The following is a 13,219-nucleotide window of genomic DNA, read 5'->3' as shown; positions in this document are numbered from 1 at the left end:
CGCTTTGGGCGCCGCTTGCCTCGTCTCGCTCTCAAACCCGGCGATTGGCCCTTTGCGGGCTCTGAAGAGGAGGTGCACCCCTAGCGCATCTCCTCCACCGGAGTGACACCAAGGATACCCAATCCGCTCGCAATGACAATCGCAGCGGCTCGGGCAAGGCCGATCTTCGCCGCCGCTGTTGCCATATCGTCCTGCAGGAAGCGCAGCGAGGGGTCGTCATTGCCGCGATTCCACAAAGCGTGGAAGTCGCTGGCGAGGTCGTAAAGGAAGAAGGCGATGCGGTGCGGCTCATGCGTGCGGGCGGCAATCTCCACCAGACGCGGCCATTCGGCGATGGAACGGGCGAGCTTCAGCTCGGCCTCGTCGCCGAGGGCGGAGAAATCGGCCTTCGCCAGCGCGGCGGGGCTGACATCCACCCCCTGCTCCACCGCCTTGCGCAGCACCGAATGCACGCGGGCATGGGCATATTGCACGTAGAAAACAGGGTTTTCCTTGCTCTGCTCCAGCACCTTGTCGAAGTCGAAATCGAGCGGCGCGTCGTTCTTGCGGGTGAGCATGTGGAAGCGCACGGCGTCCTTCCCGACCTGATCGACGAGATCGGTGAGCAGGATGAAGTTGTTGGCCCGCTTCGACATCTTGAACGGCTCGCCGTTCTTGAAGAGCCGCACGATCTGGCAGAGCTTCACGTCGAGCGGCACAGCGCCGCCACTCAGCGCCGCGACAACCGCTTTCAGGCGTTTGACATAGCCGCCATGGTCAGCGCCCAGAACGTCGATGAGCTGGTCGTAGCCACGCTCGATCTTGTCGAAATGGTAGGCGATGTCAGGGGCGAAATACGTCCAGCTGCCATCCGATTTCGCGACAGGCCGGTCGACATCGTCGCCATGGGCAGTCGAGCGGAACAGCTTCTGCTCGCGCGGCTCCCAATCCTCGGGCACCTTGCCCTTCGGCGGCTCAAGCGTGCCGTTGTAGATCAGGCCCTTGGCGTCGAGCGCCTCCAGCGCCGCCTCGATGCGGCCGGTGCCATAGAGCGACTTCTCGGAGAAGAAGACATCCATCTCGATGCCCACGGCATCCAGATCGGAGCGGATCAGGTCCATCATCCGGTCGGTGGCGAAGGGGCGCACGAGCGGCAGCCATTCCTCTTCGGGCTGGCCGAGCAGGCTGTCGCCATATTGCTCCTTCAGCTGCTCGCCGATGGGGATGAGGTAGTCGCCGGGGTAATAGCCCTCGGCGATCTCGGGGCTCTCGCCCAGAGCCTCGCGATAGCGCTCGAAGACAGAGCGGGCGAGCACATCGACCTGCGCGCCGCCGTCGTTGATGTAGTACTCGCGGGTGACGTCATAGCCGGCGAAGCCCAAGAGCTCGGCCAGCGCATCGCCGTAGATGGCGCCGCGGGTATGGCCCACGTGGATGGGGCCGGTCGGGTTGGCCGAGACGAACTCGACGTTCACCTTCTGGCCGGCCCCCAGCGGCGAGCGGCCATAACCCTCGCCCGCCAGCGCGGCGCGGATCACATCGTGCCAGGCACCGGGCGCCAGGCGCAGGTTGAGAAAGCCGGGGCCGGCGACGTCGGCGGCGGTAATGCGGCTATCCTCGGCCAGCCGGGCGGCCAGCGCCTCGGCAATGGCGCGGGGCTTGGCACCGGCGGGCTTGGCGAGGACCATCGCGGCATTGGTGGCCATGTCGCCGTGGCCGGGGTCTCGCGGCGGCTCGACGGTGACATTCGACAGGTCGAGACCGGCGGGCAGATCGCCCGCCGCCATCATCGCCTCAAGCGCGTCCACGACGGCGAGGCGGATATCGGCGAAGAGATTCATCGGGTGCTCCTTATCGGCCAATGCCTGTGGCAGATGCGCCCTGTGGCGTCAACGCGCGGCACTGCCGCGGCGGGCGAAACCCGCAGCCTTCGCCGGCCCGCCGCGCGCTCAGGCGCGGCGGTCAGCGTCACTGGGCGTGTCGGAGAGCTCTTCCTCTTCCGCCTGGGCCAGTTCCTCATCGGCATCGGCAGCCTCTTCGGCCGCCTCTTCCTCGGCGGCCGAGCCCTCGGGCAGCGGCTCACGCTCCTCCACTTCGGATTCATCGTCATCCTCGGGCGGGGCGGCATCGGGCGGCACCAGAGCCACCAGGCGGGTCCCATCCTCCGTCTTTACCTCCTCATCCGGGCCGAGGATCTTCAGGCCGGCGGTGCCGATCACGGCGAAGACGAGCGCCTCGGGCTGGCGGGCACGCCAGTCGTCGAAGGTGAACTCCTCGGTCAGCTTGGTCACGCGCACGCGCCAGCCTTCGGCCATCATGGCCTCCAGCTCGCCGAGGCTCTTCTCGCCCAGCGGCGTGCGGCCGCCGAGGCTGGCGGGCAGCGCATGGCGCGGGCTATCTTCGCGCGCCCGGCGGAGCTGCCAGACATTCTCGCGCCCGAATTCTGGGGCAAGGTCAGTGGCGACCAGCGTGTTGTGCGCCTCGTTATCAGAGGCGGCGAGCAGCGTGTTGTAGCGGATCAGCTCGACCCGGTGGTCGGCGGCCTCGGAGAGGATGTCGCCGGACCATGTCTCAACCCCCGCCTGCCGCGCCGGGCTGAGGCGGTAATGGTTGGTGTCGGTCAGGATCACCGGCACCTCCGCCTTCGTCAGCGCCTCCGACAGCGCCAGCGTGAAGCGGTTGGCGCCAAGGATCATCAGGCCCGGCACGGCGCGCGACAGGCCAAGGGCCCGGGCCAGCGGCTTCAGCGAGAAACCGTGGATCACCACGGTCGCCGCCACCAGGATGAAGGCCAGCGGCAGGATCTCGGCCCCGTCGGCCACGCCCGCATCGGCCAGCCGCTGCCCGAAGAGGCCGGCGACCGCCATCAGCACCACGCCGCGCGGCGCCGTCAGCGCCACGAGGATGCGCTCGCGCTGCGGTATGTCAGTGCCCAGCAGCGAGAGCATCACGCTGGCGGGCCGCACCACTAGGATGACCACGACGATGAAGAGCGGCGCCCGCCAGTCGAGCATCCCCAGCGCCGAGACATCGAAGCTGGCTGCAAGCAGGATGAACACGCCCGAGACGAGCAGGACCGAGGCATGCTCCTTGAAGCGGCGCACCTCCTGCAGCGAGGCGAGGCGCGAATTGGCGAGGACGAGGCCCATGATCGTCACCGCCAGCAGGCCCGATTCATGCAGCAGCGAGTCCGACAGCGCGAAGGCGGCGAGCACGGCGACGAAGATCACCGGAACCTTCATGTATTCCGGCACCCGCGCATTGCGGAACGACCAGGCCACGCCGCGCCCGAAGGCAAAGCCCACGGCCACGGCAAGCGCGATGCCGAGCGCGAGGTCGCGGATGGCGTCGCCCGCCGTTTCCGCCGTGCGGATGACGAGCACGATCTCGAAAGCCAGCACGGCGGCGAGCGCGCCGAGCGGGTCGTTGACGATCGCCTCCCATTGCAGCAGCGCCGCCGGGCGGCGCGCCAGCCGCGCCTGTCGCAGCAGGGGCGCGATCACGGTCGGGCCCGTCACGATCATGATGCCGCCGAACACCCAGGAGCTTTCCCAGGTGAGGCCGGCCACGAAATGCAGCGCCAGCACCGACAGTAACCAGCCCAGCACGGCGCCCGGCACGATCAGCCGTCTCACCCCGTCTGCCGTATCTCGCACGGCGCGAATGTTGAGCGTGAGCCCCCCCTCGAAGAGGATGATGGCGACGGCCAGCGAGATCAGCGGCGTCAGGATCGGGCCGATCTCCTCCTCGGGGCGCAGCACCCCGAAGGCGGGGCCGAGCAGCAGGCCGGCGGCCAGCATCAGCACGATGGCCGGCAGCTGCAGCCGCCAGGCCAGCCATTGCGCGCCCACGCCGGCCACGCCGACCAGCGACAGGGCGCCAACGGCGCTGAGGGTCTCATGCTCCATGTCTATGATCCTTTTGCGCCGCTCACCGGGCGGTCATCACGCCGGGGGCGACAACGGTGGCACGGCCCGTCAGACGCTCGTGCTCTTGAATGGCGAAACGGTCTGTCATGCCGGCGATATAGTCACATACGATCCTGGCCAGCGCCGTCTCTCCCTCTGCCTCCGCCACATCCTTGCGCCATTGCTTGGGCAGGTTGTCGGGCGCCGCCATGTAGAGCGGAAAGAGCTCGTTGACCACCTGCGTGACCTGCTCGCGCATCTCGACCACGGCGGGCGCACGGTACATGCGGTGAAAGAGGAAGGTGCGGATCTGCTTGAGATCGGCCCAGAGGCTGTCGGTGAAGCGCACGACCATTTGCCCGGCATGGCGCACCTCGGCCACATCCCGCGGCTCCATCTCGCGCAGGGTGACCAGCGCGAGGTCGATGACATCCTCGACCAGGATGCCGAAGAAACGCCGCAGCGCCTCGTGCCGGCGGCGGTAATAGTTGAGATCGGGGTACTTCCGGTCGACCTCGGCGAAGCAATCGTGCAGCACCGGCAGCTCGGCCAGCTCGTCGGTCGAGAAGAGCTCGGCCCTGAGCCCGTCGTGCAGATCGTGGTGCGAATAGGCGATGTCGTCCGACAGGGCGGCGGCCTGCGCCTCGGCGCTGGCATGGGTATGCAGCTCCAGGCTCTGCTTTTTCTCGTATTCCGCCAGCGCCCACGGCAGCGGCGGCAACACCGGGCCGTTGTGCTTGGCGATGCCTTCCAGCGTCTCCCAGGTCAGGTTCAGCCCGTCCCAATCGGCGTAATGCCGTTCCAGATGCGTCACAATCCGCAGCGCCTGCGCATTGTGATCGAACCCGCCATAGGGTTGCATCAGGGCATCCAGCGCCTCTTCGCCGGTATGGCCGAAGGGCGGATGGCCGAGATCATGCGCCAGAGCCACCGCCTCTGCCAGGTCGGTGTTCAGCCCCAGCGCCGCGGCTATGGTGCGGGCGACCTGCGCGACCTCGATAGAATGGGTGAGCCTTGTGCGAAAGTAATCGCCCTCATGCTCGATGAAGACCTGCGTCTTGTGCTTGAGCCGGCGAAAGGCACTGGCGTGGATGATGCGGTCACGGTCGCGCTGGAAGGGCGAGCGATAGCGGCTCTCCTCCTCCGGATACAGCCGCCCACGGCTGGCATCGGGGTTGGTTGCATAGGGCGCGTCCCCTCGGGCTGCCGCCCGGTCGCTTGTCATCGTGGCGCTGCCTCGCCGATCTTGCTGTTATAGCCTAAGCTCTTATATGAATGGGCAGAGGCCGGCGACAAGCCGCGCCTGCGCTGGCGCCTCTCGCCAGCTCACCGGCCAAGAGCCGATGACCGCAACCGACGTATGACACGGCAGGCACACGATATGCTCACGCTACCGCCCCAAGTGACCCCCCGCGCCTATGAGCGCCTCTCCGAGATCGGCGCCGCCGCCTCTGGCAAGGCGCTGCGCGTGGCCGTCGAAGGCGGCGGCTGTTCGGGCTTTCAATACGAGATCAAGCTCGATGACCCGGCCGAGGATGACCTCGTGCTTGAAGATGCGGGCGAGAAGGTCGTGGTCGATTCGGTCTCCCTGCCCTTCCTGGCTGGCGCGAAGATCGACTTCTCCGACGAGCTGATCGGCGCGCGCTTCGTGATCGACAATCCGAACGCCAGCTCCTCCTGCGGCTGCGGAACCTCCTTCTCGATGTAAGGGCTGCGGGCCGGGCTGCACGCTTTCCGCGTGACCTCACCGGCCCCGCCGCTATCATGGGCGCAGACCAGCACGAGGACCGCCCATGCGACTTGCCAGCTACAACATCAACGGCATCCGTGCGCGGTTCGAGACGGTGAAAGCCTGGCTCGAAGAGCAGAAGCCCGACATCGCCATGCTGCAGGAGATCAAGTCGGTCGACGAGAACTTCCCCACAGAACTATTTGAAGACATGGGGTATTCCGTCGCCACGCATGGGCAGAAAAGCTTCAACGGCGTGGCGCTGCTTTCTCGCTTTCCGCTCGAAGACGTCGTCCGCGGCCTGCCCGATGGCGAGGGCGACGACCATGCCCGCTGGATCGAGGCCACGGTGGTGGGCGACGAGGCGGCGGTGCGGGTGTGTTGCCTGTACCTGCCCAATGGCAACCCCGTCCCCGGGCCGAAGTACGATTACAAGCTCGCCTGGATGGAGCGGATGCGCCGCCGCGTGGCTAACCTGATGACGCTGGAAGCGCCGCTGATCTTTGCGGGCGATTACAACGTGATACCGCAGATGGAAGACGCCGCCCGCCCCGATGCCTGGCGGGAGGATGCGCTATTCCGCCCCGAAACCCGCGCCGCCTTCCGCCGCCTGCAGAACCTCGGCCTGACAGAGGCCTTCCGCACGCTGGAGCCGCGGCCCGGCTTCTATTCCTTCTGGGATTTCCAGCGCGGCTCCTGGCAGCGCGATGATGGCATCCGCATCGACCATTTCCTGCTCTCGCCCGAGGCGGCCGATCTGATGACCGGTGCCTGGATCGAGAAAGAGGCGCGCGGCAAGGAAAAGCCGTCGGACCATGTACCGGTCTGGCTGGAGCTCGCCGCTTAAGGCAACATCTTAAGTTCGGCCCGTAACACTCTGAAATGCATCAGATTCGCGGCGCCGTTTCGTCGTGATCGTAGATCCAGCTCATGCGCGACGCCATGATGCGCGGCGCCAGACTGCCCGATAGGCGCAGGGCGCTATGGCCGATCAGCCGCTGCACGCCCTTCAGGTGATACGGCGCAGCTTGGCCCGTCGAGGCCTCCACCACCCGGGTCGCCCGCCCCTTGCGCCGGTCTTGATAGCGGCCCAACGCGGCGCTCATGTCATCATCGGCGCGGCAAACCTCATCGGCCAGCGCCCAGCCATCCTCGATCGCCATATTGGCGCCCTGCGCCAGGAACGGCACCGTCGGATGCACGGCATCGCCCACCAGCGCGGCGCGGCCCTGCTGCCAGACCGGCGCCACCACATGGCGGAACAGCCCCCATAGATGCACCTCTTCGACCTTTGAGAAGATCTCCAGCAGCTCGTCGCAGGCATCGCTGAAGGCTGCCTGCAGCACCTCGGGCGCATCGCGATGGTGCCAGCCTTCGCTCGCCCAGGCGTCCTGTTCGCGCACGGCAACAAGGTTGGTCTCGCCAGGGCCGAGTGGGTAGCACACGACATGGCGATGCGGCAGCAGCCACAGATGCGACGCGGCCGGCAGGTCCATCGGCACGATGGCGCGCCAGGCGACATTGCCAGTAAAGAACGGCGTGCCCGGGCTGTTGAGCCGCTCGCGGCTTTTCGAATGCAGCCCCTCGGCACCGACGACCAGATCGGCCTGCAGCGTCGAGCCATCCAGCATCTCGGCGCAGCCCTCGGGCGTGACCGCCCGCACGCCGGCATCGAAGCGGATCTCTGCCCCGGCAGCCAGCGCGGCATCGGCCAGCACGCGGGCAAGGCGGGCGCGCGAGATGAAGCGGTAAGGTATGTCGCCCCGGATCGGCATGTGGAAGAGCTGGCGGCCGCCGCGCCCGTCGAAGGCCCGCACGCCCTGCGAGGTGACGGAGACGTCGCGCAGGGCGGGTTCCAGCCCCAGCGCATGCAGCACCCGGGCGCCATTCGGCGTGATCTGGAAGCCGCCGCCGCCATCGCGCAGCTCAGGAGCGCGTTCGAGAACGAGCAACTCATGGCCGCGCTGCGCGAAGGCCGTGGCTGCGACCAGCCCGCCCACGCCTGCACCGGCAATCATTATCTTCACTGGTAAGCTCCGGTCGGCCGGGGCCCGCAAAGGCCCCGGCCTAACAAAGATCAATCGTCGCGATGGACCTTTTCGCGGCGCTCATGGCGCTCTTGCGCCTCAAGGCTCATCGTGGCGATGGGCCGCGCATCGAGCCGCTTCAGAGAGATCGGCTCGCCGGTGATCTCGCAATATCCGTATTCGCCCTCGTCGATCCGGCGCAGAGCGGCGTCGATCTTCGATACCAGCTTGCGCTGGCGGTCGCGGGTGCGCAGCTCCAGAGAGCGGTCGGTCTCTTCGCTGGCGCGGTCGGCGATATCCGGAATGTTGCGGGTGGAATCCTTCATGCCAGTGATGGTGTCACGGCTGTCTGAAAGGATTTCGGTCCGCCATGTCACGAGTTTCCGGCGGAAGTATTCGAGCTGGCGCTCGTTCATGAACGGTTCATCTTCGGCGGGACGATAATCGTCCGGCAGAAATGCCTCGGCCTTCATCGCAGCTCCCTTAGCAAGACCGTCGCCGGGTTCCTTGAGTTCCCCAAACATCCGGTACCCCCTTGTGATCTGGCGTTCCTTTACCCCGGCCATTGAAATAAGTCACCCCTCTTAACCCACCATAAACCTGTCGCCGGATGGACGCGCCCGCCTTGAGCCGTCACAACGCCGGCATCACCGCAGCAAGGAGGCCGGCATGCGATTCGACGGCACAGAGGCCTATGTGGCCACCCCCGACCTGATGATCGCGGTGAATGCCGCCATCACTCTGGAGCGGCCGCTGCTGGTGAAGGGCGAGCCCGGCACCGGCAAGACAGAGCTGGCCCGCCAGGTGGCCGAGGGGCTTGGGCTGAAGCTGATCGAATGGCATGTCAAAAGCACCACGCGCGCCCAGCAGGGCCTTTACGAATACGATGCCGTTAGCCGCCTGCGCGACAGCCAGCTCGGCGACGAACGCGTGCATGACGTGCGCAACTACATCCGCCCCGGCAAGCTTTGGGAGGCCTTCACGGCGCCCGAGCGCTGCGTGCTGCTGATCGACGAGATCGACAAGGCGGATATCGAGTTCCCGAACGACCTGCTGCAAGAGCTCGATCGCATGGAGTTCCATGTCTACGAGACGGGCGAGACGGTGCAGGCCGAACAGCGGCCCATCGTTATCATCACTTCTAACAACGAGAAGGATCTGCCCGACGCCTTCCTGCGGCGCTGCTTCTTCCACTTCATCCGCTTCCCCGACATCGAGACGCTGCGGCGCATCGTTGCGGTGCATCATCCAGGCGTGAAGGAAGAGCTGCTGACGGTCGCGCTCACCCGTTTCTTCGAGCTGCGCGAGACGCCGGGGCTGCGCAAGAAGCCCTCAACCTCCGAGGTGCTCGACTGGCTGAAGCTGCTGCTCGCCGAAGATCTGACCGCTGCCGATCTGCGCGCGGATGCCAAAGACACCCTGCCCCGGCTGCATGGCGCGCTTCTGAAAAACGAGCAGGACGTGGCGCTGTTCGAACGCCTCGCCTTCATGAGCCGGCGGCAGAGCTGACCGCCGCCTCAAGCAGCTTCGGGGGCGGCGCGATGTGCAAGGGCCGGTTCACCGCGGTGATCTCATCCTCCAGCCGCTGGCGGGTGGAGCGCAGCTCGGCCGCCAGAGCCATCAGCGGCATGTCGGGCGGCCCCTCCCAGTTCGGGCCGCGCCCGCCGGTATGGGCTGTCACCTCCTCCATCGTGCGAAAGGCATGAACCCAGGCGAAGGCCTGCGCGTCGATCGATGGCAAATCTGGAAAGCCCGTCTGCAGCAGGCGCAATTCGCAGGTCTCGTCGGTTTCGTGCAGCTCGACAGTAACGACAGAGCCCGCCTGCGGCTTGTCGATACTGAACGTCACCCGCTGGCGCGGCAGTATCTCGTGATACACGCCCGACACCAGCTCGCGCCCGTCCGGGCCATCGACCAGCAATTGCCAACGACCACCGCAGCGCAGATCGATCCTACAATCGGCAGCCGCGCGGCCGAAGCCGGCGCCGAACCATTCGCGCAGCAGCTCCGCGCGGGTGAACAGGGCATAGACTGAAGCGGCCGGCGCCTCGAACAGGCGGGTCATCCGAAGGGCGTTTGAGGGATTGTCCTTGCGCATCGCAAACTCCTTCACAGACCCCTGGTATTCGGGGATGCCCCGGCTCTATCGCGCGGCCCTTCACAAAGCTTTAATGCGCGGGAGCTTGCGCCTGGCGCGCCGCGCCTGCCGGCCCATCTGGCGCGCCTTTCGTGCCACGGGGCCCGCAAACCTTCGTGTGGGCGCCGTTTTTCCCCGTGCAGGCGGGCATCTGCTGCCGCATGGTTGCCAAAAGGCCCAGCCCGGCACAGAACAGGGCGGGAGAAGAGAGGCGCCTATCCCGATGAGCAGTGATCTGGTCATTCGCCCGCTAGAGGCCGACGATGCCTCGTCATGGCGCCGCCTTTGGGCGGCCTATCTCGATTTCTACGAGTCGAGCGTCACCGAAGAGGTCTATGCAAGCACCTTCACCCGGCTGGCCGACCCTGCGGTGACCGAGATGCAGGCACTGCTTGCCGTGCAGAACGGCACCCCCGTCGGGCTGGTACATTACGTCTTTCACCGCTCGACATGGGTTGTAGAGCCGGTGTGCTACCTGCAGGATCTCTTTGCCGATCCCGCGGTGCGCGGCCAGGGCGTCGGCCGGGCGCTGATCGAGGCGGTTTATGCCGCCAGCGACGCCGCCGGGGCGGGGAAGGTCTACTGGATGACACAGAATTTCAACGCCACTGCCCGGCAGCTCTATGACCGGATCGGCACGCTCAGCCCCTTCATCGTCTACGAGCGGAAGGTCTGATGCGCGCGGTCTTCGTCAGCCTCGCGATCCTGCTCGCCTCCTGCGCCCCGGTGCCGGAAACAGGCGGTGCTGCGAGCAACATGGTCATCTCGTCCTCGTCGCTGCCGCCGATGCGCAGCTTCTCGGCCCGCGCTGCCGCGCCGCCGACGCGCAGCAATGCCGAGATGGCCCGCGACTTCCTCGATCTCAGCTTCCAGCTCGAAAGCGGGCGCGATCTGCCGATCATGACCCGCTTCGAAGAGCCGATCACGCTGCAGCTCACCGGCGCGGTGCCGGCGACCCTCGCCAACGACCTGACAGTGCTGCTCAGCCGCCTGCGCAGCGAGGCCGGCATCAACATCTCCCTCACCGATCAGCCCGGAGCCTCGATCATCGTCGAGGCGGTGCCGCAATCGGAGCTCAACGCCGCCGTGCCGCGCGCCGCCTGCTTCGTGGTGCCGCGCATTCAGGGCTGGCAGGATTTCCTCGCCAACCGCCGCTCGGCCGCGCTCGACTGGGCCACGCTGACGAAGCGAGAGCATGCTTCTGTCTTCATCCCCTCCGATGCCGCGCCGCAGGAGATTCGCAACTGCCTGCATGAAGAGCTGGCGCAGGCGCTGGGGCCGCTGAACGACCTCTACCGACTGACGGATTCGATCTTCAACGATGACGACATCCACACCGTGCTGACCGGCTTCGACATGCTGATGCTGAAGGCCTATTACGCGCCGGAGCTGCCCTCTGGCACCACACGGGCGCAGGCCGCGGCCCGGCTGCCGGGGCTGCTGGCGCGCTACAATCCTGCCGGCCAATCGCGCCCCTCCAGCGGATACAGTTCGACGCCGCGCGCCTGGCAGGACCTGCTGGAAACGGCGCTCGCCTCTTCCGGTTCGCCCGGTGCCCGCCGCCGCGCCGCCGCGGATGCGGTGAACCAGGCTCAGACGCTGGGGCTGAGCGCCCCGCAGCAGGGCATCGCCTGGTACGTGCTCGGCCGGCTGGAGCTGGGGCGCGACCGCGGCCGTGCCCGCTCTGCCTTCCAGAACTCCGCCCTGCTCTTCGCGCAGGCGCCTGACACAAGCCTGCACGGCGCCCATGTGGCCCTGCAGCTCGCCGCCTTTGCCCTGGAAGACGGTGACGCCGAAGAGGTGCTGCGCCTGACGGAGCCCGCCATCGCGGTCGCGCGTCGGGCCGAGAATGCGGCCCTCCTCTCGACCTTGATGATGGTTGGTGCCCAGGGCCTGACCCTGCTCGGACGCAACGACGAGGCGCAGGCGCTGACGATGGACTCGCTCGGCTGGGCGCGATACGGCTATGGCGCCGACAGCGTCGTCCGGGCGCGGCAAAGAGAGATCGAGGGGCTCAGCCCCGGCGAAAGCGGATAACAGCATGCTCTTCTCCCTGGTGGGATTAATCATCGGCGCCGTCATCGGTGCCTGGCGGGCCTACGCCAAGTCCGGCAACGGCAAGGACATGGCGCAATGGGGCGCCGTCTGCGGCGTGATCGGCGCGATCATCGGCGTCATCGTGACGATCGTCGTGCTGCGCACCGCCGGCTAGGCGAGATGTTTCTGCCCTTCTTCGCGGCTCTGCGCGAAGCCGGGGTGCCTGTTTCCCTTCGCGAATTCCTCACCTGGCTGGCCGCCCTGCGCGCCGGGCTGGCGCTTTACGACATCGACGCCTTCTACCACCTCGCCCGCGCCGCGCTGGTGAAGAACGAGCGCCATATCGACCGGTTCGACCGCGCCTTCGCGCAGAGCTTCGGCGGGCTGGAGGCTCTTTCGGCGGAGGATGTGCTGGCCGCGCTCGATCTGCCGCCCGACTGGCTGGAGAAGCAGGCCAAGCTGCACCTCTCCCCCGAAGAGCGCGCCGAGATCGAGCGCCTCGGCGGCTTCGATGCGCTGATGGAGACGCTGCGCCAGCGCCTCGCCGAGCAGGAGGGACGCCACCAGGGTGGCAGCAAATGGGTCGGCACCGCCGGCACCTCGCCCTTCGGCGCCTATGGCGACAACCCCGAGGGCGTGCGCATCGGCCAGCACGAAAGCCGCAAGCAGAGCGCCGCCAAGGTGTGGGACCGGCGCGAGTTCCGCGATCTCGACGGCGATGTCGAGATCGGCACGCGGTCGATCCAGGTGGCCCTGCGCCGCCTGCGCCGCCTGCGCCGCTGGGCCCGCGACGGCGCGGCGGAGGAGCTGGACCTGCCGGGCACCATCGGCGCCACCGCCAAGCAGGGCTGGCTCGACGTGAAAACCCGGCCGGAGCGGCGCAATGCCGTGAAGGTGCTGCTGTTCCTCGACGTGGGCGGCTCGATGGATGCGCATGTGGCGCGGGTCTCGGAGCTATTCTCGGCCGCCCGCACCTCGTTCTCGTCGCTGGAACAGGTGTACTTCCACAATTGCCTCTATCAGGGCGTCTGGCGCGACAACCGCCGGCGCTGGCAGGAACAGACCCCAACGATAGAGCTGCTGCGCCGCTACGGGCCGGAGTGGCGGGCGATCTTCGTCGGCGATGCCTCGATGTCACCCTACGAGCTGGCCGTGCCCGGCGGGGCGAACGAGCATTGGAACGAGGAGGCCGGCGAGGTCTGGCTCCGCCGCGCCTTCGATCACTGGCCCGAGAGCCTGTGGATCAACCCGATCCGCGAGCATGTCTGGGGCTATACCCAGAGCATCGGCATGGTGCGCGCCCTGATCGGCGAGGAGCGCATGGTGCCGCTCACGCTCGACGGCCTCACGAAAGGGATGGGGGTGCTGGCGCGCTAGGCGCGAAGGCCCCATATTCCTTCCA

13 protein-coding genes are annotated in these 13,219 nt (G+C 67.1%); 7 read left to right on the top strand and 6 right to left on the bottom strand.

The window, feature by feature from the left end; all coding sequences use genetic code 11:
• Positions 1-80 precede the first annotated feature (80 nt).
• The 3 genes from argS to ACXN5S_RS18320 form a co-directional block, all read right to left on the bottom strand.
• Positions 81-1,820: an arginine--tRNA ligase gene (gene argS, locus ACXN5S_RS18330; protein WP_458606928.1), complete on the bottom strand. Its 1,740-nt coding sequence runs from the start codon at positions 1,818-1,820 to the stop codon at positions 81-83.
• Between the two features lie 108 nt (positions 1,821-1,928).
• Positions 1,929-3,887, bottom strand: a complete 1,959-nt coding sequence (locus ACXN5S_RS18325; RefSeq protein WP_458606927.1) for a cation:proton antiporter — start codon at positions 3,885-3,887, stop codon at positions 1,929-1,931.
• Between the two features lie 22 nt (positions 3,888-3,909).
• A complete protein-coding gene (locus tag ACXN5S_RS18320) occupies positions 3,910-5,112 on the bottom strand; it encodes a deoxyguanosinetriphosphate triphosphohydrolase (RefSeq protein ID WP_458606926.1) in 1,203 nt (400 codons plus the stop codon).
• Positions 5,113-5,268: 156 nt separating this feature from the next.
• Between ACXN5S_RS18320 and ACXN5S_RS18315 the strand changes: the two genes are divergently transcribed.
• Together ACXN5S_RS18315 and xth are read left to right on the top strand one after the other, a co-directional pair.
• On the top strand, positions 5,269-5,595 hold the full coding sequence (locus tag ACXN5S_RS18315) for a HesB/IscA family protein (protein WP_458607015.1): 327 nt from the start codon (positions 5,269-5,271) through the stop codon (positions 5,593-5,595).
• A gap of 85 nt (positions 5,596-5,680) precedes the next feature.
• A complete protein-coding gene (gene xth, locus ACXN5S_RS18310) occupies positions 5,681-6,463 on the top strand; it encodes an exodeoxyribonuclease III (protein WP_458606925.1) in 783 nt (260 codons plus the stop codon).
• Positions 6,464-6,503: 40 nt separating this feature from the next.
• Here xth and ACXN5S_RS18305 read toward each other — a convergent pair whose 3' ends face one another.
• Both ACXN5S_RS18305 and dksA read right to left on the bottom strand, forming a co-directional pair.
• Positions 6,504-7,634 (bottom strand): FAD-dependent monooxygenase, encoded by a 1,131-nt coding sequence (locus ACXN5S_RS18305; RefSeq protein WP_458607014.1) that lies wholly within the window; start codon positions 7,632-7,634, stop codon positions 6,504-6,506.
• A 59-nt stretch (positions 7,635-7,693) separates the two neighbouring features.
• Positions 7,694-8,116 (bottom strand): RNA polymerase-binding protein DksA, encoded by a 423-nt coding sequence (gene dksA, locus ACXN5S_RS18300; protein WP_458606924.1) that lies wholly within the window; start codon positions 8,114-8,116, stop codon positions 7,694-7,696.
• Between the two features lie 196 nt (positions 8,117-8,312).
• Between dksA and ACXN5S_RS18295 the strand changes: the two genes are divergently transcribed.
• Positions 8,313-9,152, top strand: coding sequence for an AAA family ATPase (locus ACXN5S_RS18295; protein ID WP_458606923.1), 840 nt, complete (start codon positions 8,313-8,315; stop codon positions 9,150-9,152).
• Here the strand turns inward: ACXN5S_RS18295 and ACXN5S_RS18290 are convergent.
• Entirely contained in the window at positions 9,130-9,741 is a 612-nt protein-coding gene (locus ACXN5S_RS18290) for an SRPBCC family protein (RefSeq protein WP_458606922.1), read from the bottom strand. The two genes, ACXN5S_RS18295 and ACXN5S_RS18290, sit on opposite strands and share 23 nt — an antisense overlap.
• A 262-nt stretch (positions 9,742-10,003) precedes the next feature.
• On the opposite strand from ACXN5S_RS18290, the gene ACXN5S_RS18285 reads away from it, so the two are divergent.
• The 4 genes from ACXN5S_RS18285 to ACXN5S_RS18270 are packed head-to-tail and all read left to right on the top strand — an operon-like array spanning position 10,004 to position 13,194.
• Positions 10,004-10,456, top strand: coding sequence for an N-acetyltransferase family protein (locus tag ACXN5S_RS18285; RefSeq protein WP_458606921.1), 453 nt, complete (start codon positions 10,004-10,006; stop codon positions 10,454-10,456).
• Entirely contained in the window at positions 10,456-11,817 is a 1,362-nt protein-coding gene (locus ACXN5S_RS18280; protein WP_458606920.1) for a DUF2927 domain-containing protein, read from the top strand. Before ACXN5S_RS18285 ends, ACXN5S_RS18280 begins: the two co-directional genes overlap by 1 nt.
• Before the next feature lie 4 nt (positions 11,818-11,821).
• Entirely contained in the window at positions 11,822-11,992 is a 171-nt protein-coding gene (locus ACXN5S_RS18275; RefSeq protein WP_458606919.1) for a hypothetical protein, read from the top strand.
• 5 nt (positions 11,993-11,997) lie between these two features.
• Positions 11,998-13,194: a vWA domain-containing protein gene (locus tag ACXN5S_RS18270; RefSeq protein ID WP_458606918.1), complete on the top strand. Its 1,197-nt coding sequence runs from the start codon at positions 11,998-12,000 to the stop codon at positions 13,192-13,194.
• The last annotated feature ends 25 nt before the right edge of the window (positions 13,195-13,219 follow it).

The sequence above is a fragment of the Pseudoroseicyclus sp. H15 genome (genome assembly GCF_054353345.1).
Note: the sequence above shows the minus strand (reverse complement) of the source record. Positions and strands in the feature narration are given on the sequence as shown.

Excerpts from the sequence above, each read along its gene's own strand:
- ACXN5S_RS18280 (WP_458606920.1), top strand. The coding sequence starts at position 10,456 with ATGCGCGCGGTCTTCGTCAGCCTCGCGATCCTGCTCGCCTCCTGCGCC.
- ACXN5S_RS18285 (WP_458606921.1), top strand. The coding sequence starts at position 10,004 with ATGAGCAGTGATCTGGTCATTCGCCCGCTAGAGGCCGACGATGCCTCG.
- ACXN5S_RS18315 (WP_458607015.1), top strand. The coding sequence starts at position 5,269 with ATGCTCACGCTACCGCCCCAAGTGACCCCCCGCGCCTATGAGCGCCTC.
- ACXN5S_RS18270 (WP_458606918.1), top strand. The coding sequence starts at position 11,998 with ATGTTTCTGCCCTTCTTCGCGGCTCTGCGCGAAGCCGGGGTGCCTGTT.
- ACXN5S_RS18320 (WP_458606926.1), bottom strand. The coding sequence starts at position 5,112 with ATGACAAGCGACCGGGCGGCAGCCCGAGGGGACGCGCCCTATGCAACC.
- ACXN5S_RS18305 (WP_458607014.1), bottom strand. The coding sequence starts at position 7,634 with ATGATTGCCGGTGCAGGCGTGGGCGGGCTGGTCGCAGCCACGGCCTTC.
- argS (WP_458606928.1), bottom strand. The coding sequence starts at position 1,820 with ATGAATCTCTTCGCCGATATCCGCCTCGCCGTCGTGGACGCGCTTGAG.
- dksA (WP_458606924.1), bottom strand. The coding sequence starts at position 8,116 with ATGAAGGCCGAGGCATTTCTGCCGGACGATTATCGTCCCGCCGAAGAT.
- ACXN5S_RS18290 (WP_458606922.1), bottom strand. The coding sequence starts at position 9,741 with ATGCGCAAGGACAATCCCTCAAACGCCCTTCGGATGACCCGCCTGTTC.
- ACXN5S_RS18275 (WP_458606919.1), top strand. The coding sequence starts at position 11,822 with ATGCTCTTCTCCCTGGTGGGATTAATCATCGGCGCCGTCATCGGTGCC.
- xth (WP_458606925.1), top strand. The coding sequence starts at position 5,681 with ATGCGACTTGCCAGCTACAACATCAACGGCATCCGTGCGCGGTTCGAG.
- ACXN5S_RS18295 (WP_458606923.1), top strand. The coding sequence starts at position 8,313 with ATGCGATTCGACGGCACAGAGGCCTATGTGGCCACCCCCGACCTGATG.
- ACXN5S_RS18325 (WP_458606927.1), bottom strand. The coding sequence starts at position 3,887 with ATGGAGCATGAGACCCTCAGCGCCGTTGGCGCCCTGTCGCTGGTCGGC.